The organism is Sphaerotilus sulfidivorans (genome assembly GCF_013426975.1).
GTDB classification, from domain to species: Bacteria; Pseudomonadota; Gammaproteobacteria; order Burkholderiales; family Burkholderiaceae_C; genus Sphaerotilus; species Sphaerotilus sulfidivorans.
Genome location: NZ_JACCPY010000008.1, coordinates 83,720 through 102,297, shown reverse-complemented (window position 1 = coordinate 102,297; position 18,578 = coordinate 83,720). Strand labels below are relative to the sequence as shown.

The 18,578-nt window shown below is 71.0% G+C and carries 17 protein-coding genes; 2 read left to right on the top strand and 15 right to left on the bottom strand.

The window, feature by feature from the left end; genetic code table 11:
* Positions 1-7: 7 nt before the first annotated feature.
* The 12 genes from der to HZU84_RS07540 form a co-directional block, all read right to left on the bottom strand.
* Positions 8-1,351 carry a ribosome biogenesis GTPase Der gene (der, locus tag HZU84_RS07595; RefSeq protein ID WP_149503245.1) on the bottom strand — a complete coding sequence of 448 codons (1,344 nt, stop codon included), beginning with the start codon at positions 1,349-1,351 and terminating at the stop codon, positions 8-10.
* A gap of 103 nt (positions 1,352-1,454) precedes the next feature.
* Positions 1,455-2,576 (bottom strand): outer membrane protein assembly factor BamB, encoded by a 1,122-nt coding sequence (gene bamB, locus HZU84_RS07590; protein ID WP_244954458.1) that lies wholly within the window; start codon positions 2,574-2,576, stop codon positions 1,455-1,457.
* Positions 2,573-3,250: a YfgM family protein gene (locus HZU84_RS07585; RefSeq protein ID WP_149503244.1), complete on the bottom strand. Its 678-nt coding sequence runs from the start codon at positions 3,248-3,250 to the stop codon at positions 2,573-2,575. The genes bamB and HZU84_RS07585 overlap by 4 nt, the downstream gene beginning before the upstream one ends.
* Positions 3,251-3,297: 47 nt before the next feature.
* Complete coding sequence (gene hisS / locus HZU84_RS07580) at positions 3,298-4,578, bottom strand: histidine--tRNA ligase (RefSeq protein ID WP_149503243.1); 1,281 nt, start codon at positions 4,576-4,578, stop codon at positions 3,298-3,300.
* 32 nt (positions 4,579-4,610) lie between these two features.
* Positions 4,611-5,885, bottom strand: coding sequence for a flavodoxin-dependent (E)-4-hydroxy-3-methylbut-2-enyl-diphosphate synthase (gene ispG / locus HZU84_RS07575; protein ID WP_375139025.1), 1,275 nt, complete (start codon positions 5,883-5,885; stop codon positions 4,611-4,613).
* A gap of 39 nt (positions 5,886-5,924) precedes the next feature.
* Entirely contained in the window at positions 5,925-6,869 is a 945-nt protein-coding gene (locus tag HZU84_RS07570; protein WP_149503241.1) for a helix-turn-helix domain-containing protein, read from the bottom strand.
* Positions 6,862-7,731, bottom strand: coding sequence for a type IV pilus biogenesis/stability protein PilW (gene pilW / locus HZU84_RS07565; RefSeq protein ID WP_244954457.1), 870 nt, complete (start codon positions 7,729-7,731; stop codon positions 6,862-6,864). The genes HZU84_RS07570 and pilW overlap by 8 nt, the downstream gene beginning before the upstream one ends.
* Before the next feature lie 74 nt (positions 7,732-7,805).
* Positions 7,806-8,951 (bottom strand): dual-specificity RNA methyltransferase RlmN, encoded by a 1,146-nt coding sequence (rlmN, locus tag HZU84_RS07560; protein ID WP_149503239.1) that lies wholly within the window; start codon positions 8,949-8,951, stop codon positions 7,806-7,808.
* Positions 8,952-8,988: 37 nt separating this feature from the next.
* A complete protein-coding gene (gene ndk, locus HZU84_RS07555; RefSeq protein WP_149503238.1) occupies positions 8,989-9,417 on the bottom strand; it encodes a nucleoside-diphosphate kinase in 429 nt (142 codons plus the stop codon).
* 160 nt (positions 9,418-9,577) lie between these two features.
* A complete protein-coding gene (locus HZU84_RS07550; RefSeq protein ID WP_149503237.1) occupies positions 9,578-11,686 on the bottom strand; it encodes a pseudouridine synthase in 2,109 nt (702 codons plus the stop codon).
* Between the two features lie 7 nt (positions 11,687-11,693).
* Positions 11,694-12,284 carry an SMC-Scp complex subunit ScpB gene (gene scpB / locus HZU84_RS07545; protein WP_149503236.1) on the bottom strand — a complete coding sequence of 197 codons (591 nt, stop codon included), beginning with the start codon at positions 12,282-12,284 and terminating at the stop codon, positions 11,694-11,696.
* A gap of 189 nt (positions 12,285-12,473) precedes the next feature.
* Positions 12,474-13,466: an RluA family pseudouridine synthase gene (locus HZU84_RS07540; protein ID WP_244954456.1), complete on the bottom strand. Its 993-nt coding sequence runs from the start codon at positions 13,464-13,466 to the stop codon at positions 12,474-12,476.
* Between the two features lie 58 nt (positions 13,467-13,524).
* Here HZU84_RS07540 and HZU84_RS07535 point away from each other — a divergent pair, with 58 nt between their 5' ends.
* Complete coding sequence (locus tag HZU84_RS07535) at positions 13,525-14,343, top strand: outer membrane protein assembly factor BamD (protein WP_149503235.1); 819 nt, start codon at positions 13,525-13,527, stop codon at positions 14,341-14,343.
* A gap of 22 nt (positions 14,344-14,365) precedes the next feature.
* On the opposite strand, the gene HZU84_RS07530 is transcribed toward HZU84_RS07535, so the two are convergent.
* Positions 14,366-16,372 (bottom strand): DNA repair helicase YoaA, encoded by a 2,007-nt coding sequence (locus HZU84_RS07530; protein WP_149503234.1) that lies wholly within the window; start codon positions 16,370-16,372, stop codon positions 14,366-14,368.
* An 8-nt stretch (positions 16,373-16,380) separates the two neighbouring features.
* The gene (locus HZU84_RS07525) at positions 16,381-16,584 is read right to left on the bottom strand and encodes a YdcH family protein (protein ID WP_149503233.1); all 204 of its coding nucleotides are present in this window, start codon (positions 16,582-16,584) and stop codon (positions 16,381-16,383) included.
* Positions 16,585-16,636: 52 nt separating this feature from the next.
* Here HZU84_RS07525 and HZU84_RS07520 point away from each other — a divergent pair, with 52 nt between their 5' ends.
* Positions 16,637-17,404 carry a PP2C family protein-serine/threonine phosphatase gene (locus HZU84_RS07520; protein ID WP_149503232.1) on the top strand — a complete coding sequence of 256 codons (768 nt, stop codon included), beginning with the start codon at positions 16,637-16,639 and terminating at the stop codon, positions 17,402-17,404.
* Between the two features lie 3 nt (positions 17,405-17,407).
* On the opposite strand, the gene zapE is transcribed toward HZU84_RS07520, so the two are convergent.
* Positions 17,408-18,508, bottom strand: a complete 1,101-nt coding sequence (gene zapE / locus HZU84_RS07515; RefSeq protein ID WP_149503231.1) for a cell division protein ZapE — start codon at positions 18,506-18,508, stop codon at positions 17,408-17,410.
* Positions 18,509-18,578: the final 70 nt, after the last annotated feature.

The window sequence follows — 18,578 nt, the reverse complement described above, 5'->3', positions numbered from 1 at the left end:
CCGGGATTCAGGAATCCTTTTCCGTGAAGGGATTGCGCGAGGCGCGCAACTCGATGCGCAACGGAGTGCCGACGAGCTTGAAATGCTCGCGGAACCGGCTCTCCAGATAGCGCTTGTACACGTCGGTGACATGCTCCACGGCATTGCCGTGAATCACGATCACCGGCGGGTTCTGCCCACCCTGGTGGGCATAACGCAGTTTCGGGCGGAAGGATCCGGCCCGCTTGGGCTGCTGGAAGGCCACCGCCTCCTGCAGCAGCCGGGTCAGCACCGGCGTGGGCATCTTGCAGCGCGCCGAGGCCCAGGAGGCCTCGATCGCCTGCCACAGCGGGCCCAGGCCCTGGCGGCGCCGCGCCGAGATGTTGAGCAGCGGCGCGAACTTCAGGAAGGACAGCCGCGTCTCGATCGAGCGCTGCAGCATCTGGCGCTGGTACTCGTCGACCGCATCCCACTTGTTGATCGCGATGACCACCGCACGGCCCGAATCGAGAATGTAGCCGGCGATGTGCGCATCCTGGTCGGACACGCCCTCGGTGGCATCGATCAGCAGCAGCACGACATTGGCGTCGGCAATCGCCTGCAGCGTCTTGACCACCGAGAACTTCTCGATCGACTCGAACACCCGGCCCTTGCGGCGCAGGCCGGCGGTGTCGATCAGCTCGTAGCGCTGGCCATCGCGCTCGAAGGGCACATGGATCGCGTCGCGGGTGGTGCCGGCCTGATCGAAGGCGACCAGCCGCTCCTCGCCCAGCCAGGTGTTGATCAGCGTCGACTTGCCGACATTGGGGCGGCCGCACACCGCCAGCCGCACCGGGCGGTCGGCGTCGTCGACCTCGGCCTCGTCCTCGTCCTCTTCGGGCACCAGGCCCTCGAGCGCCATGTCGATCAGGCTGCGCACGCCCTGGCCGTGGGCCGAGGAGACGGCGATCGGCTCGCCGATGCCCAGCTCGAAGAACTCGGCCAGCTGCGGGCCGTCCTTCATGCCCTCGGCCTTGTTGGCCGCCAGCAGCACGCGCTTGCCGGTCGAGCGCAGATAGCGCGCGATGTCATGGTCCTGGGCCGACAGGCCCGCACGCACGTCGACGACGAAGATGACCGCATCCGCCTCGGCCACTGCCTGGCAGGTCTGCTTGGCCATCTCGTGGTAGATGCCCTCGGAGCTGTCGGGCTCGAAGCCGCCGGTGTCGATGACGATGAACTCGTAGGTGCCGACACGACCGTCGCCGTAGTGGCGATCGCGGGTCAGGCCGGCATAGTCCGCGACGATGGCGTCACGGCTGCGCGTCAGGCGGTTGAAGAGCGTGGACTTGCCGACGTTGGGACGTCCGACGAGGGCAATCACGGGTTTCATGGCTCAGATCCGATCTGCGACGCCGCCAGGAAACGGGGCCGTCGCGTTGTTGTTGCAGGAGAGACAGCAGCAGACCGCGACCCGCGAGGGGCCGCGGCGCCGCTCATTCGGGACGGAAGGCGAAGACATTGCCGGCGCGGGTCACCGCCAGCACCGTCAGGCCGGAGCGCACCAGCGGCGCGACGATCGCGCTGCCGTCGGTGGGCAGGCGCAGCAGGGTCTCGCCGCGGTCGCGCGACAGCAGATGCAGCCAGCCCTCGGCGTCGCCGAAGACGACGGTCGAGCCCAGGCTCAGCGGCGCGCTCAGGCCGCGGTGGCGCAGGCGGTCGCTGCTCCAGGCGACATCGCCGCTGCTGCGCCGCCAGGCGGTGATGCGGTCGCTGGCATCCGAGCCGAAGACGAACTCGGCATCCATCGCCACACCCTGGTGTCCGCCCTGCTGGCGGGTCCACAGCACCGAGCCACGCTCCGCGTTGACGCAGCCGACCGCCGACTGGAAGGCGCGCACGCACACCGTCTCGCCCAGGCGGGCGGGCGGCGCGACCAGATCGGCCAGACGCTCGACCTCGTTGGTGCCGCGCGGCGCGGCGATCGTCATCTGGCCACGCAGCGCGCCGCTGATCGGGTCGATCGCGGTCAGGCGCGGCCCGACGCCGGCCAGCAGCGTGTTGCGGTAGGCCAGCAGCACGCCGGGCTGCTGCAGCGACAGCGCCTCGCCGGAGCGCGGCGTCGACCACAGCAGGCGGCCGTCGAAGGCATCGAAGGCCCACAGGCTGCGGTCGATCGCCTGGACGAAGACCCGCTCGCCGGCCACCAGCGGCGCGGTGACGACCCGCGAGTTCAGCCGGGTGCGCCAGACGACACGCTCGCTGTCGGACACCACCAGTTCGTTGTCCTGGGTGACCACCGCCGCATGGCGGCCGTCGCTGCCCACGCCGGCCGACAGCGGCGCGCCGATCTCGAGCCGGCTGCGGACCTCGCCGGTGCCGATGTCGAGGCTGGTCAGCTGACCGCGGGCGCTGGCCAGCAGGAAACGGTCGCCCAGCACCGCGACCGACAGGCCGGCCACCGGCGTGCCCAGGCTCTGACGCCAGACCTGACGGCCGGCGATCTTCGCCTGCAGCGGCTCCAGCGGCGTGGGCGTCGGCTTCGGGCTGGAGCTGCAGGCCGCCAGCAGCGCCGCCAGGGCGCTCAGGCCGAGCGCGAGGGCGCGGCGGGCGATCACTTGGACGCTCCGTCAGCCGGTGCGGCCGGCGCAGCGTCGGGCGCGGCACCGAGCGCGCCGAGCTTGGCCTCGACCAGGCGGCGGTAGTCTGCGCCCGCCTCCAGGCCCTTCCAGGCCTGCTGGTAGGCGGCCACCGCCTCGGCGCGCTGGCCCTTGGCCAGCAGGATGTCGCCGCGGCGATCGGCCGCCAGCGCGGCAAAGCTCTCGGGCAGGCCCTCGAGCAGGCGCAGCGCCTCGTCAGGCTGCCTGGCCTCGATCTTCAGCGCCGCCAGGCGCAGCTTCGCGATCGCGCGGTACTCGTCTTCCCCGGCGTCGGCCGCGACCCACTCCAGCGTGGCGCGGGCCGCATCGGCCTGACCCTTGTCGGCCTGCACCCGAGCCGTCAGCAGGCCGCCCTGTCCGGCGAAGGCGGTTGAGCCATAGCGCGACTTCAGATCGGCGAAGACCTTGGCAGCGCGGTCGGCATCACCGGCCTGCACCGCGCGCTCGAGCTCGTCATAGACGCCGCCGGCCTTGGAGGCCTGATCGCGCTGCCACCACTGCCAGCCGTTCCAGCCGGCATAGGCGGTCAGCACCACCAGCAGGATGCTCAGGATCAGGTTGCCGAACCTGTTCCAGAACGCCTTGAGCTGGTCGAGCTGTTCCTGTTCTTCGAGATCGAGATGCGAGGCCATGCGCTGCAATCGTTGTTGGAATGAGGACGGAAGGAAGACGAAGGGAATTATGCGGCCAGCGTCGCGGCCCAGCCGGCGACATCGGCCAGCGGGCGCAGCACCTGCTCGCCGCCGCCGCGCAGCGGCTTGACCGCCACCATGCCCTCGGCCAGCTCGTTGCCGCCGAAGACCAGTGCGAAGCGCGCGCCGCTGGCGTCGGCCTTCTTGAACTGCGACTTCATGCTGCCGGGGCCGTCCTTGCCGCCGGCGTGCAGCACCACCTTCAGCCCTTGCGCGCGCAGGGCCTCGGCCGTCACGGTGGCCACCGCCAGCGCCGAGGCGTCCGGGATGACCGCATAGGCGTCGGGCGCCTGCACCGGCACCTGCACGCCGCTGTCTTCCAGCAGCGCCAGCACCCGCTCGATGCCCAGACCCCAGCCGACCGCCGGCGCCGGCTTGCCGCCGATCTGCTCGATCAGGCCGTCGTAGCGCCCGCCGCCGCAGACCGTGCCCTGCGCACCGAGCCGGTCGGTGACCCACTCGAACACGGTCAGGTTGTAGTAGTCCATGCCGCGCACCAGGCGCGGGTTGATGCGGTAGGGCTGACCGACCGCATCCAGCACCGCGCGCACCGCGTCGAAGTGCGCCAGCGACGCCTCGCCGAGGAAGTCCATCAGCTTCGGCGCGGCCTCGACCACCGCCTGCATCGCCGGGTTCTTGGTGTCGAGCAGGCGCAGCGGGTTGCTGTGCAGGCGGCGCTTCGCCTCCTCGTCGAGCAGGTCGAGGTGAGCCTCGAAGTGCGCGATCAGCGCGGCGCGGTGGGCCTTGCGCTCTTCCGGCTGGCCCAGGCTGTTGATCTCCAGGCGCACATCCGTCAGCCCCAGGTCACGCCAGAGGCTGCGCGCCATCAGGATGACCTCGGCGTCCACGTCCGGCCCGGCGAAGCCCAGCGCCTCGACGCCGACCTGGTGGAACTGGCGGTAGCGGCCCTTCTGCGGCCGCTCGTGGCGGAACATCGGGCCGATGTAGAACAGGCGCTTCGGACCGTCGTAGAGCAGGTTGTGCTGCACCACCGCGCGCACGACGCCGGCCGTGCCTTCCGGGCGCAGCGTCAGCGCGTCGCCGTTGAGCTTGTCCTCGAAGGAGTACATCTCCTTCTCGACGATGTCGGTGACTTCGCCCAGGCCGCGCACGAACAGCGGCGTGGGCTCGACGATCGGGGTGCGCACGCTGAAATAGCCGTAGCGGCGCATCATCGCGCGCACGGTGTCCTCGAACCATTCCCACCGCGCCGAGTCCGGCGGCAGCAGGTCGTTCATGCCTTTGACGGCCTGGAGTTTTTCGCTCATCAGAAAAGAATCATGGAGAGAGGGGGCCGCTCTCAGGCGGCCTTGCCGGCGCCGAAGCGACGCTCGATGTACTGCTGCACCAGCGCCTGGAACTCGGTGGCGATGCCCTCGCCGCGCAGCGTCAGCGCCTTCTGGCCGTCGATGAAGACCGGCGCGGCCGGCGCCTCGCCGGTGCCGGGCAGGCTGATGCCGATGTCGGCATGCTTGCTCTCGCCAGGGCCGTTGACGATGCAGCCCATCACCGCGACCTTCAGGTTCTCGACGCCGGGGTACCGGGCGCGCCAGACCGGCATCGATGCACGCAGGTAGTCGTCGATCTGCTTGGCCAGCTCCTGGAAGGTGGTGCTGGTGGTGCGACCGCAGCCCGGGCAGGCGGTGACGCTCGGCACGAAGGTGCGCAGGCCCAGCGCCTGCAGGATCTCGGTGGCCACGACCACCTCCTGCGTGCGCGCCTCGCCCGGCTGCGGCGTGAGCGAGACGCGGATGGTGTCGCCGATGCCCTGCTGCAGCAGCACGCTCAGAGCCGCGGCAGACGCCACCGTGCCCTTGGTGCCCATGCCGGCCTCGGTCAGGCCCAGATGCAGCGGGTGATCGCAGCGCCTGGCCAGTTCCTGGTAGACCGCGATCAGGTCCTGCACGCCCGAGACCTTGCAGCTGATCAGCACCTGCGCCGGGTCCATGCCCAGCTCGACCGCGTGGCCGGCCGAGTCCAGCGCCGACTGGATCAGCGCCTCGTACATCACCTGGCGCGCTTCCCAGGGCCGGGCGCGCTGCTGGTTCTCGTCCATCAGGCGCGCGAGCAGCTCCTGGTCGAGGCTGCCCCAGTTGACGCCGATGCGCACCGGCTTGTCGTACTTCAAGGCCGCCTCGATCATCATGCCGAACTGGCGATCGCGCTTGTCGCCCTTGCCGACATTGCCCGGGTTGATGCGGTACTTGGACAGCGCCTCGGCGCAGGCCGGATGCTGGCTCAGCAGCGTGTGGCCGTTGTAGTGGAAGTCGCCCGCCAGCGGCACGTCGATCTGCATGCGGTCGAGCTGCTCGCGGATGTGCGGCACGGCCGCCGCGGCCTCCGGCGTGTTGACGGTGATGCGCACCATCTCGGAGCCGGCCAGCGCCAGCTCCTTGACCTGGATGGCGGTGCCGATCACGTCGACGGTGTCGGTGTTGGTCATCGACTGCACGCGCACCGGCGCGCTGCCGCCGACGGTGACCACACGCGAGCCCCAGACCACGCGGGCCTGGAGACTGCGGCGCGGCAGGGCCTCGCCGAGAGGAATCGGGGCGGAATCGGGACGGGTGTTCATCGTCATCGCTGCAATGGAGGGCGGAAGCTCACTTGAGCATCACTTGAGCACCACGGTGGCGGAGGTGCCGCGGGTATAGGGCTTGAGATCGACCGGCTCGCCACGCAGCGAGAGCTCGAGCGCGCTGGCCACGCCGACGCGCACCCGCATCGGCATCGCGCCATCCAGGCCGACCGTCTCGCCCGGCTGCAGCGTGCGCGACAGCAGCACCGCATTGCCGGCATCGCGCACCTCGATCCAGGAGGCGGCGCTGGTCTTGAGCACCACCGTGCCGGCCGGCGTCGCGGCTGCGGGCACCGGGGCCGGCGCGGACGGCGCAGCCGCCGGCGGCGCCGAGGCAGCCACCGGCGCAGGCGTCACCGGCACGGCAGAGGCAGCCGGCAGCGCCGGCGGCACGGGCGTCGCCACCTGCTCGCCCGGCGTGCCATGAACGGTCTCGACGACCACCGTGCTCGAGGCCGCGGCCTCGCTGCCGGCGGCGACCTCGGCCGCCGGCTCGCTGCGGCTCGACAGGCCCAGCGAGGGCAGCAGCGTCGACAGCGGCGGCAGCAGCCACAGCAGCAGCGCCAGCGCCAGCAGCGCCAGCGCGACGCCGTGCACCGGCCGGAAGCCCTCGAAGCCACCTCGGCCGCCACTGCCGCCGAAATGCGCCCCGCTGCCCTCGCGGTAGGGGGTCTGCAGGCCGCGGCTGACATGCTCGAGCCGCTGCGGCGGCACGATGGCCTGCGGCAGCAGCGCCAGCACCTCCTGCACATCGACCCCGACCTGACGGGCATAGGACTGGGCCAGGCTGCGGGTGAAGGCAGCGCCCGGCAGTTCCTCGAAGCGGTCCGCCTCCAGCGCCTGCAGCTTGCGCACCGGCACCTTCAGCAGCTGCGCCAGGGCATCAAGCTCGAGGCCACGACGTTCACGGCCTGCCTGGAGAAGGCGGCCCGCCGATCCGGTCGGCTGCGCACCGGCCGCCGGCGTTGTCACATCACTCATCAAATCGTCCTTGATCGAATGCCGCCGCCTCGCGCGATGTCGGAAAGCGAGTGCGCAGCTGACCCCCCAATTCTTCCACGGACGCGGGCAGATTCCGGCGCTGCTGGATGCGGATGGCCAGCCACAGCGTTTCCGGACGCACCAGCTCAGGCGTCTGGTTCAGGCGCTGCACATGGTAGAAGGCGCGCTCGAGCTCGCCGCGGCGCATCATCACTTCCGCCAGATTGAAGCTGGTGGCCGGATTGCCCGGCTCGAGATCGAAGCTGCGCTGCAGGATGATCTGGGCGGTCTGCAGCTCGCCGGCGCGGGCCTCGCACAGGCCGGCCACCAGCAGCGTGCGCGCCTGGCCGCGGTACTGCGGCACCGCCATCGCCGCCTCGAACTGGCGTCGGGCCTCGTCGAAGCGACGGCGCTGGCACAGGAACCAGCCGTGGTTGTGCAGGGTGTCGGCATCGTCGGGCTTCAGGCGCAGCGCCTCGCGCAGGCTGGCCTCGGCCAGCTCGTATTCGCTCATCGCCGCGTAGATCATGCCGCGCAGGCTCAGCGCCGGCACATGCTGCGGGTCGACCGCCAGCGCCCGCTTGACCTCGTCGAGCGCGGTGGCGTGCTGGCCCTGGCCGAAATAGGCCGCCGCCAGCTCGGTGCGGATGCGCACCCGGCGCATCGGCTCGGTCTCGTCGGAGGCGGTGACCAGGTCCCGCCGCGCCGCCTGCGCGATCTGCGGCGCGTTGCCGGTCTCGGTGCCCATCGGCACCGGGGTGGCCGGGCCGGCGACGCAGCCGCCCAGCAGGCCGGACGCACCGACAGCCGCCAGCAGCAGCGTCAGGGCCAGCGGTCGCAGGCAGATCGGGGTCTTCGGCATCAGGACGCTCCCGGAAAGCATGGTGGGCGGAGGTGGCGAAGCGGCCGCGCCGGGGGAAGCCCCCTGGCCGGACTTCAGGCCGGACGGACCGGGCGGATCACCTGCACCGGCGCGCGGGTCATGCGCTCGGCAGCGCGGGTGCGGTCCTGCACCTCGCCGGCGAGCTGGCCGCAGGCGGCGTCGATGTCGTCGCCGCGCGTCTTGCGCACCGTGGTGACGATGCCGCCCTCGATCAGGATCTTCGCGAAGGCCTGCACCCGCTCGCTGGACGAGCGCTTCAGGCCCGAGGCCGGGAACGGGTTGAACGGGATCAGGTTGAACTTGCAGGGCACGCGGCCAGCCGGGCCCTTCGGGCCGACCAGCGCCAGCAGCGCCCGCGCCTGCTCGTCGCCGTCGTTGACGCCGTCGAGCATGCAGTATTCGAAGGTGATGAAATCGCGCGGCGCGCGCTCCAGATAGCCCTTGCAGGCGGCGAGCAGCTCAGCGAGCGGGTACTTGCGGTTCAGCGGCACCAGCGGGTCGCGCAGGGCGTCGTCGGGCGCGTGCAGCGACACCGCCAGCGCCACCGGCAGGTCCTCGCGCAGCCGCTCCATGAAGGGCACGACCCCGGAGGTCGACACCGTCACCCGCCGGCGCGACAGGCCGTAGCCGTGGTCGTCGAGCATCACGCGCAGCGCGGGAACAAGCGCGCCATAGTTCTGCAGCGGCTCGCCCATGCCCATCATCACGACATTGGTGATGACGCGCTCGCCCGCGGGCGTCTTCAGGCGCGCGCGCAGGCTGTGCTCGGCATGCCAGAGCTGGGCGAGGATCTCGCCGGTGGAGAGGTTGCGGGAGAAGCCCTGGTGCCCCGTCGAGCAGAAGCGGCAACCCACCGCGCAGCCGGCCTGCGAGGACACGCACAACGTGCCCCGGTCGTCCTCGGGAATGAAGACGCTCTCGACCGCATTGCCGGCGCCGACGTCGAACAGCCACTTGACCGTGCCGTCGGCGGAAACATGTTCGGAGATGACCGGCAGCGGACGGATCGTCGCGCAGCCGGCGAGCTTGGCGCGCAGCGACTTGGCCAGATCGCTCATCTGGTCGAAGTCGCGCGCGCCGCGCTGATGGATCCAGCGGAACAGCTGGACGGCGCGGAAACGCTTCTCGCCCAGACGCTCGCAGTACGCGGAAAGCGCCTCGAGATCGAAGTCGAGAAGATTGGTCGTCGCGTCCGTCATGGCTGATGCGTGCTGGAAAGGGCGGATCCGGAAGGGATCAGCCGCGGTTGTACACGTTCAGGCCGGGGAAGAAGAACGCCACTTCGACGGCAGCGGTTTCCGGAGCGTCCGAGCCGTGCACGGCGTTGGCGTCGATCGAGTCGGCGAAGTCGGCGCGGATGGTGCCCGGGGCGGCCTTCTTCGGGTCGGTGGCGCCCATCAGCTCGCGGTTCTTCAGGATCGCGCCTTCGCCTTCCAGGACCTGGATCATGACCGGGCCGGAGATCATGAAGCTGACCAGATCGTTGAAGAACGGGCGGGCGGCGTGGACAGCGTAGAACTGCTCGGCTTCGGCGCGCGACAGGTGGACCAGCTTGGCCGCGGCGATCTTCAGGCCAGCGCCTTCGAAGCGCGAGTAGATCTGGCCGATGACGTTCTTGGCGACGGCGTCGGGCTTGATGATGGACAGGGTGCGTTCGATGGCCATGTTCTGACTCCTTGAATGGGATGGAGATGGACGGTTGAAGAGGACGGCCGACCCGGCGGCGGATCACGCCGCACGAGGCCGGCATGCCGGGAAAAACCCGGCATTCTAGCCTCGCCGCGTGTCGCCGGCAGGTCAGCCGGGTCGGCGACGCGGACGGGACTCAGCGGCGACGGCCGCCGCGACCCTTGTTGCCACCCGGACGGGCGAAATAGGCGTCGGCGCCGATGTAGCCCACCGAGGTCTGCATCGGATCGGGCTGGCGCTGGCCGCCGCCCTGGCCCTGGCCCTGGCCTTTGCGGTTGCCGCCCTGGCCACCGTTGCCCGGCCCCGGCTCCTCGGTCGGACGACCGAAACCGGCCGAGATGCGCTTGGAGCCGGAGGCGAAGCGGCGGTCGAAGGTCTGCTCGAGCGGGTTGGGAATGTGCATCGGCGGCTCGTCGTAGCCGTCGAGATCGCGGTCCTGCTCGGGCGCACGATCGCGGCCCGACGCGCCGCGCGGCGCGCCACCCTCGCCGCGCGGCGGGCGCTGCTTCTTGCCCTGCGGGCCCTGGGCCATGGCGCCCTGACCGCCCTGGCGACGGTCCTGACGATCAGGACGGTCCTGGCGTTCGGCACGTTCGCCGCGATCAGCGCGCTCGGCACGCGGCTCGGCCTGCGCACCGCGCGGACCCCGGTCGCCGCCATGCTGGCTGCCCTTGCCACGCGGGGGCTGATCGCCCCGGCCGCCGCGCTCTGCACGGTCGGCGCGATCGGCACCACGCTCGCCATCGCGGCCGCGACCACGCCGGCCGCCATCGCCGCCCGCACGCAGGCCGTCCATGCCGGCCAGTGCGCGAATGGTGCGCAGGTCGTATTCGCCGATCTCGACCCAGACGCCGCGCTTGAGGCCACGCGGCAGCACCACGGTGCCGTAGCGGATGCGGATCAGGCGGCTGACCGTCAGGCCGACCGCGTCGAAGAGCTTGCGCACCTCGCGGTTGCGGCCTTCCGTGATGACGACACGGTACCAGCGGTTGAGACCCTCGCCGCCGCCGTCCTCGATCGAGCGGAACGCGGCCTTCTGGCCGTCGATGTCCACGCCCTCGAGCAGCCTGGCGCGCTGCTCGGTCTCGAGCGTGCCCAGCACGCGAACCGCGTACTCACGCTCGACGCCGAAGCGCGGGTGCATCAGCTGGTTGGCCAAGTCGCCGGAATTGGTGAACAGCAGCAGGCCTTCGGTGTTGATGTCGAGGCGGCCCACCGACAGCCACTTGCCGCTCTGCAGACGCGGCAGGTGACGGAAGACGGTCGGGCGACCCTCCGGATCATGGTGGGTCACCACCTCGCCGACCTGCTTGTGATAGGCCAGCACGCGCGCCGGCGCCGGCGCGATGCGCACCTTGATCGGGCGGCCGGCGATGCGGATCTGGTCGCCCTGCTCGATGCGCATGCCGATGTGGGCCGGCTCGCCGTTGACCGAGACCTGGCCGTCCTGGATCAGCTGCTCCATCTCGCGGCGCGAGCCGATGCCGGCCTGGGCCAGCACCTTGTGCAGCTTCGGCGCCATCGGATCCGGGCTCAGCACGCGCTTGCCCAGATCGGCCTGCTCGTCGGCGGCCGGCTCGGCGCTGGCGTCGTAGTCGCCGGAGATGACCTCGGCGAACAGGTCGTCGGTGTCGAGTTCGCCGGTGTCAGGGGCCACGACGATCTCCTCGATGGCCTCGCCATCCTCGTTGGTGCTCGCGGCGTCGGCGCCGCTCGTCTCGCTGTCACGCTCGCCGCGACGGCCGCGGCGGCGATTGCGGCCGCGGCGGCCACCGCCCTCGCCCGCCTCGTCCTCGGCGGCCGGCTCGGCGCTGGCGAGCACCGGCTCCGGGCTCGCGACCGGCACGGCAGCTTCCACGACGGCAGGCGCCGGTGCAGGCGCAGCCGGTGCGACCTGCGCGACCTGCGCGACCTGCGCGACCGGCTCGGCGGACGGCGCGGCCGAAGCCTCGGGCAGCGCCTCGGCGGCCACCGCGGTCTTGCGCGGGGCGCGGCGCTTCTTCGGCGCCTCCTCGGCCACAGCGGCCGGCTGCTGCGGCTCGACCGCCTCGGCAGCCACCTTGCGCGGAGCGCGGCGCTTCTTCGGTGCCTCCTCGGCGGCGGGCGCGGGGGCGTCGGCCGCCGCCACGTCGGCGACCTGCGCCTCGGCGGCTGCCTTGCGCGGAGCGCGGCGCTTCTTCGGGGCCTCGGCGGCGGCCGACGGCTCGACCGGCTCGGCGGCAGTGTTTTCCTGGTTCTCGTTCATGGTGGCCTCAGGCCTCGGAAGAAAGGGTGGCGACCGGCGCCCCGCTGTCGGGATTCGCGGTCAGGGTGTCGACGAGCCTGTCCGGCAGGTTCGCCTCCAGCGAGGGCAGCTGATCGAGGGACTTCAGCCCCAGATCATCAAGGAACGACTTCGTCGTCGCGTACAGCGCCGGGCGTCCCGGGCCCTCGCGATGACCGATCACATCGATCCAGCCGCGTTCCTCGAGCTGGCGGATGATCTGCGTGCCCACGGTCACGCCGCGGATCTCCTCGATGTCGCCCCGGGTGACCGGCTGCCGGTAGGCAATGATCGCCAACGTCTCCAGCACCGCACGCGAGTAGCGCGGCGGCCGCTCGGGCTGCATGCGCTCCAGGTACCGATGCATCTCGGGCCGGCTCTGGTAGCGCCAGCCGCCGGCCACGCAGACCAGCTCGATGCCGCGGCCATCGCAGTCGCGCGCCAGCTCGTCGAGCAGCATGCGCACCGTGTCGGCGCCGAGCTGTCCGTCGAACAGGCTGCGCAGCTCCCGCACCGGCAGGGGCTGCTGCGCGCAGATGAGCGCGGTCTCGAGGACGCGTCGGGCATCCCGGGTATTCATCGATCGGTGGTGTCGAAAACCTTGGCGGCCGTACCTGAAACGCCGGCACGGCGGGCAGTTCACTTCGGGTCGGGGAGCCGGGCCCGGAGGCGGGCGGCGGCATCATCGGGAGATCGCTGGGGAGGTGCGAGCCCGTGCTGGAACGCATTCTAGCGCGAGCGGCACGAGATCGTCACATGCATCACTGCATCAGCGCGGCACGACCCGACTCCAGGCCGGCTGCAGATCCGGCGCCAGCGTGGAATCGAACACCATCTCGGCCCCGCTGACCGGGTGCACCAGACCGAGCTGCACCGCATGCAGCGCCTGGCGCGTCAGGCCCAGCTCGGGCCGGCCGCCATAGACCGTGTCGCCGACCAGCGGCAGGCCGCGGCTGGCCAGATGCACCCGGATCTGGTGGGTGCGGCCGGTGTGCAGCCGACAGCGCACCGCACCATAGCGGCGGCCGTCGACCACCGTGCCGGCCAGCGGCATGACATCGGTGCGCGCCGGCTTGCCGCCGGGCACCACCGCCATCTTCACCCGCGAGACCGGATCCCGGCCGATCGGCGCCTCGACGCTGAAGGGCGCCTCGGGCGGCAGGCCGTGCACCAGCGCGACATACTCGCGGTGCACCTCGCGCGCGGCGATCGCGCGCACCAGCTCGTTCTGCGCCCGCAGCGTGCGCGCCACCACCATCAGCCCGGAGGTGTCCTTGTCCAGCCGGTGCACGATGCCCGCACGCGCCAGCTGCGCCGAAGCCGGATGGCGCGCCAGCAGCGCATTGAGCAAGGTGCCCGACCAGTTGCCGGCGGCCGGGTGCACCACCATGCCGGCCGGCTTGTCGACCACCAGGATGTGCTCGTCCTCGTGCAGCACCGACAGCGCGATCGGCTCGGGTCGGAAGGCGCTGCTCTGCGCGGTCGGCCGCAGCTCGACCTCGATGCGCTGGCCGGCAGCGACCTTGCGCGAGGCGCTCTCCAGCACCCGGCCGGCGCTGCGCACCAGCCCCTGCGCGATCAGGCCCTGCAGATGGCTGCGCGAGAACTCCGACGCGACCCCGGCCAGCCACCTGTCGAGCCGCAGCCCGTGCGCCTCCTGCGCGACCTCCAGCACGCGGGTCTCGAAGCTGTCGATCTCGCCGGCATCCTCGCCGGCGACGCCGGCCATCACGGCCTCGTCCGGGCCATCGGCCCCGTTCATATAATTCACGTCCTGAATCCATTGTCCGGCCGGCCCGAGAGGAAACGGCCACGCCATCATGCCCCTGCATCGCCCGACCCCGGCCCTGCGCCCCGCCCTGGCCGCCTTCGCGACCGTGACGGCCCTGCTGCTCGGCGGCTGCGCCTCGGGTCCGAAGGACCTCGACGACGGCAAGAGCATCTCCAAATTGTACGAAGAGGCCAGAGAGGAAGCCGCCGCCGGCTCCTTCGACCGTGCGGTCCAGCTCTACGAGCGCCTCGAAGGCCGTGCCGCCGGCACGCTGCTGTCGCAGCAGGCCCAGCTCGAGCAGGCCCATCTGCTGTACAAGCAGCAGGAAAAGGCCCGCGCGCTGGCGGTGGTCGAGCGCTTCATGAAGCTGCACCCGACCAGCCCGGCGGTCGACTATGCCTACTACCTGCAGGGCCTGATCAACTTCAACGACGACCTCGGCCTGTTCGGCGGCGTCGCCAAGCAGGACCTGTCCGAGCGCGACCAGCAGGCCTCGCGCGACGCCTACCAGAGCTTCAAGACCCTGGTCGACCGCTTCCCGGAGTCGAAGTACGCGCCCGACGCCCGCACGCGGATGAAGTACATCATCAACTCGCTGGCCTCGCACGAGGTCCATGTGGCGCGCTACTACTACATGCGCGGCGCCTACCTGGCCGCCGCCAACCGCGCGCAGCAGGCGCTGCAGGACTTTCGCGGTGTGCCGGCCGCCGAGGAGGCGCTGTTCCTGATGGCCGCCAGCTACGACAAGCTCGGCATGAACGACCTGCGCGACGACGCCCGGCGCGTGCTGAAGACCAACTTCCCGCGCAGCGCCTGGCTCGAGCGCAGCTACGAGGACAAGCCGCGCGGCCTGCTGCGGTTCTGGTGAGCCGCCACCGCCCTCCCCGGGCTCAGACCGGCTCCGGGGGCGGCGAGGCCAGCACCGAAGGCGCGCCCAGCTGCGCCAGCCAGGCCAGCGCCTCGGCCTCGTCGGCCACCGGCCGCATCGGCGGCAGCGCCGCCAGCAGCCGCCGGCCGTAGCCCATCTGCACCAGCCGGGTGTCGCAGATCACCAGCAGGCCGCGATCGCTCTCGCTGCGGATCAGCCGCCCGGCGCCCTGCTTCAGCGCGATCGCGGTTTCCGGCACGAAAAGATCGTTGAAGGCGCTGCCGCCCTCGGCCTCGATCGCGCGGCTGCGCGCCTCGGCCAGCGGGTCGCCCGGCGGCGGGAACGGCAGCTTGTCGATGACGACGCACTGCAGCGCGTCGCCCGGCACGTCGATGCCCTCCCAGAAGCTGTGCGAGCCCACCAGCACCGCACGCGGCCGCTCGAGAAAGCGCGCCAGCAGCGCACGCTTCGGGCCCTCGCCCTGGATCAGCACCTCGATGCCGCAAGGCTGCAGCAGCACCCGCAGGCGCTCGCCGATGCGCTGCAGCGCCCGCAGCGTCGTCGTCAGCACGAAGGTGCGCCCGCCCAGCGCACGCGCGCAGCGTCCGGCCAGCGCCGCCACCTCGTCAGGATGCGCCGGTTCGGCCGGCCGCGGAAACGGCCGCGGCACCAGCAGCCGTGCCCGCCCGGCATAGTCGAAGGGGCTGACCACCTGCAGCGTGCGCGCCTCGTCCAGCCCGGCGCGGCGGGTGAACCAGGCCAGGCTCGGCTCATCGCCCAGCGTGGCCGAGGTGAAGATCCAGGCCCTGCGGCCGGATTCGACCTGCGCGCGCAGTGTCTCGCGCACATCCAGCGGCGACTCGGTCAGACGGGCCTGGTGCGCTCCGGCATCGATCCAGCGCACCCGCCCCGGCTCGGCCTCTGCGCCGAAGGCCTCGGCCCGCGACAGCAGCGAACGGGCGCGCTCGAGCAGGCGCTGCAGGTCGGGCCCGGCCGCCTCGACCGCCTCCAGGTGTTCGGCCGCCTCGGTCGCAACCCGCGCGACCCGCTCCAGCGCCTCGTCGAAGGGTGCCTGGCCGGCGCGCTCCTCCCAGCGCAGCCGCACGCTGGCGCGCCCCGGCCCGGCGCAGGCCAGCCGCAGCTCGCGCGCGGCCAGCTCGCAGCGCGCCGCCAGCTCCTGCCACGGTCCGAAGCCACGCGCCTGCGTCAGCCCGGCCGCCAGCAGGTCGCGCCCGAAGTCCATCAGCTGCGCGCTCGCCAGCGTGCGCCCGAGGAACTGCACGCCCGCCTCGTTGAGCTGATGCGCCTCGTCGAACACCACCGCATCGACGCTGGGCAGCAGCTCGGCCATGCCGGTGTCGCGCAGCGTCAGGTCGGCGAAGAACAGGTGATGGTTGACGACGACGATGTCGGCCTGCATCGCCTCGCGCCGTGCCTGAACCACATGGCATTGCCGCCAGGACGGACAGTCGGCGCCCAGGCAGTTGTCGCGCGTCGAGCTGACCAGCGGGATGACCGCCGAGCGCTCGTCCAGCCCCTCGACCTCGGCCAGATCGCCGCTGCGCGTGCCCTGAGCCCAGGTCTCGATGCGGGCAAGCTGGCGCAGCGCGAACACATCGAGCGGCTCGGGCGCCTGGCGCGCCAGCGTCAGGCGGTGCAGGCACAGATAGGACGCACGCCCCTTGAGCAGCGCCACCTGCACCGGCAGGCCGAACAGGCGTGCCAGCCGCGGCAGGTCGCGCAGGAAGAGCTGGTCCTGCAGACCCTTGGTCGCGGTGCTGACCATCGCGCGCAGGCCCGACAGCAGCAGCGGCACCAGGTAGGCGTAGGTCTTGCCGACGCCGGTGCCGGCCTCGGCCACCAGCACGTCGCGCGAGTCCAGCGCCTGCGCCACCGCATCGGCCAGACGGGTCTGGCCCGGACGCGGCCGAAAGCGTGGATCCAGCCGGGCCAGATCGCCGTCCTCGGCAAAGGCTCGCGCGACCTCGGCGCGCAGCGCGAAGGCATCGTCGGGAAAGGATTCGCTCATGCCGTCGCTCAGGCGGGCTCGGGGGGATCGAGCATGCGCTCGAGGCGCGCGATCATGTCGCGCAGGGCCAGCCGGCGCTTCTTGAGCCGGCGCAGCATCAGCTCGTCGATCGGCACCCGGTGCACGATCCCGTCGATCAGGCTGTCGAGATCAGCATGTTCGATGCGCAATTCGATCAGCCGGCGCTGCGGAGAATGCAGGTTATCGTCCATCCGCGTGCATCATCAACAGGGAAAATTGCGAGAAACGATTATAGTTTTCGGCATGACTCCCGACTCCCCTGGCTATCGGCTCGCAGCGGCAACAGGCATCGACCGCGGCGACCGGCTTTATCAACAGGATCAGGTGGAGATATTCTCCCACCCCCGCGTGGCAGGCTGCCTGCTGGCGGTGCTGGCCGACGGCATGGGCGGCAAGAGCGGCGGCCGCAAGGCGGCCGACCAGGTGCTGCTGATCGCGCGCCAGCTCTTCGAGCGCTTCGTGCCCAGCCGCGAGCCGGCCGCCGAGCTGCTGCGGCGCATCGTGCTCGAATCGCACCAGATGATCCGCCTGACCGCGATCACCTCCGAGCAGGAGCCGCACAGCACGATCGCCGCCGCGCTGATCCTGCCCGACCGGCAGTGCCACATCATTCATGCGGGCGACTCGCGGGTCTATGTGTTCCGGGCCTCGAACATGATGTCGCGCACCTTCGACCACTCGCTGGTGCAGCGCCTGGTCGAGGAAGGCGAGATCACCGAGGACGAGGCCAACGACCATCCGCACTCGCACCTGCTGACCGGCTGCCTCGGCGCCGACGAGGATCCGCCGATCACGCTGGCCCGCCATGACCAGCTCGAGATCGGCGACTCGATCCTGGTCTGCAGCGACGGGCTGTGGCACTACTTCACCTCGCGCGAGCTGGGCACCATCGTGCACGCGCTCAAGCCCCGCGATGCCAGCAAGATGCTGATCAGCAAGGCGCGCCAGCGCGCGCGCGGCGGTGGCGACAACCTGTCTCTGGCGCTGCTGCGCCTCGACCCGATCGAGTGAGACTCAGGTCAGCGACGTGTCCACGTCGCGCCGCTCCAGCGCCAGGAATTCTTCCGACTGCATCTCGTTGAGCCGCGACACCGTGCGAGGAAACTCGTGCGACAGCGGCCCTTCGGTGTAGAGGTCTTCGGCGGGCACCTCGGCCGACATGATCAGCTTGACGCGCCGGTCGTAGAGCACATCCACCAGCCAGGTGAAGCGCCGGGCCTCCGAGGCCAGCTTCGGCGGCATCATCGGCACGTCCGACAGCAGCAGCGTGTGGAACTGGCTGGCCAGCTCCAGATAGTCGTTCTGCGAGCGCGGACCGCCGCAGAGCTGCCTGAAATCGAACCAGACCACACCGCCGGCCTTGCGCCGCGCACGGATCTCGCGGTTCTCGATGCGCAGCACCGGATCCTCGTCCTTCACCTCGGCCAGCCCGTCGAAGGCCTTCGTCATCTCGGCATCGGCCGGCGCGCCCAGCGGCGTGTGGTAGAGCTGCACATGCTGCAGCGTGCGGCGGCGGTAGTCGGTGCCGTTGTCGACGTTGATCACCTCGAGCTTGGCTTTCAGCAGCTCGATCGCCGGCAGGATGCGGTCGCGGTGCAGGCCGTTCGGGTACAGCTCGTCGGGATGGAAGTTCGATGTGGTGATGATCGAGACCCGGTTGGCATACATCGCGTCGAGCAGCCGGTGCAGGATCATCGCGTCGGTGACGTCGGCGACATGGAACTCGTCGAAGCAGATCAGCCGGAAGCGCCGCGCGATGCGCTTGCCCAGTTCGTCGAGCGGGTTCGGGATGCCCTTGAGCTCCTGCAGCTCGCGGTGCACCTCGCGCATGAACTCGTGGAAGTGCAGCCGGGTCTTGCGCTGCAGCGGCACCGCCTGGAAGAAGCTGTCCATCAGGAAGCTCTTGCCCCGCCCCACCCCGCCGTACATGTAGACGCCACGCGGCAGCGCCGGGCGCACCAGCATCTTGGTGATCGCGTTGCTGCGCCGGGCCTTGTAGGCGATCCACTCGTCCTGGCAGCGCTGCAGCGCCGCCACGGCGCGCAGCTGGGCCGGATCGGCCTGGTAGCCGCGCTCGGCGAGGGTCTGGTGATAGATCTCGGTGACGGTGCTCATGGGTTCGGGGACGTCGACAAGGACAAAGGGGCGGCCTGCGCCGCCCCTCAGGGTCTCACGGCCTGCCGAG

Excerpts from the sequence above, each read along its gene's own strand:
- HZU84_RS07530 (WP_149503234.1), bottom strand. The coding sequence starts at position 16,372 with ATGAGCGAATCCTTTCCCGACGATGCCTTCGCGCTGCGCGCCGAGGTC.
- scpB (WP_149503236.1), bottom strand. The coding sequence starts at position 12,284 with ATGAATACCCGGGATGCCCGACGCGTCCTCGAGACCGCGCTCATCTGC.
- ispG (WP_375139025.1), bottom strand. The coding sequence starts at position 5,885 with ATGAACACCCGTCCCGATTCCGCCCCGATTCCTCTCGGCGAGGCCCTG.
- HZU84_RS07550 (WP_149503237.1), bottom strand. The coding sequence starts at position 11,686 with ATGAACGAGAACCAGGAAAACACTGCCGCCGAGCCGGTCGAGCCGTCG.
- ndk (WP_149503238.1), bottom strand. The coding sequence starts at position 9,417 with ATGGCCATCGAACGCACCCTGTCCATCATCAAGCCCGACGCCGTCGCC.
- der (WP_149503245.1), bottom strand. The coding sequence starts at position 1,351 with ATGAAACCCGTGATTGCCCTCGTCGGACGTCCCAACGTCGGCAAGTCC.
- hisS (WP_149503243.1), bottom strand. The coding sequence starts at position 4,578 with ATGAGCGAAAAACTCCAGGCCGTCAAAGGCATGAACGACCTGCTGCCG.
- zapE (WP_149503231.1), bottom strand. The coding sequence starts at position 18,508 with ATGAGCACCGTCACCGAGATCTATCACCAGACCCTCGCCGAGCGCGGC.
- rlmN (WP_149503239.1), bottom strand. The coding sequence starts at position 8,951 with ATGACGGACGCGACGACCAATCTTCTCGACTTCGATCTCGAGGCGCTT.
- HZU84_RS07520 (WP_149503232.1), top strand. The coding sequence starts at position 16,637 with ATGACTCCCGACTCCCCTGGCTATCGGCTCGCAGCGGCAACAGGCATC.
- HZU84_RS07540 (WP_244954456.1), bottom strand. The coding sequence starts at position 13,466 with ATGAACGGGGCCGATGGCCCGGACGAGGCCGTGATGGCCGGCGTCGCC.
- pilW (WP_244954457.1), bottom strand. The coding sequence starts at position 7,731 with ATGCCGAAGACCCCGATCTGCCTGCGACCGCTGGCCCTGACGCTGCTG.
- HZU84_RS07585 (WP_149503244.1), bottom strand. The coding sequence starts at position 3,250 with ATGGCCTCGCATCTCGATCTCGAAGAACAGGAACAGCTCGACCAGCTC.
- HZU84_RS07570 (WP_149503241.1), bottom strand. The coding sequence starts at position 6,869 with ATGAGTGATGTGACAACGCCGGCGGCCGGTGCGCAGCCGACCGGATCG.
- HZU84_RS07525 (WP_149503233.1), bottom strand. The coding sequence starts at position 16,584 with ATGGACGATAACCTGCATTCTCCGCAGCGCCGGCTGATCGAATTGCGC.
- HZU84_RS07535 (WP_149503235.1), top strand. The coding sequence starts at position 13,525 with ATGCCCCTGCATCGCCCGACCCCGGCCCTGCGCCCCGCCCTGGCCGCC.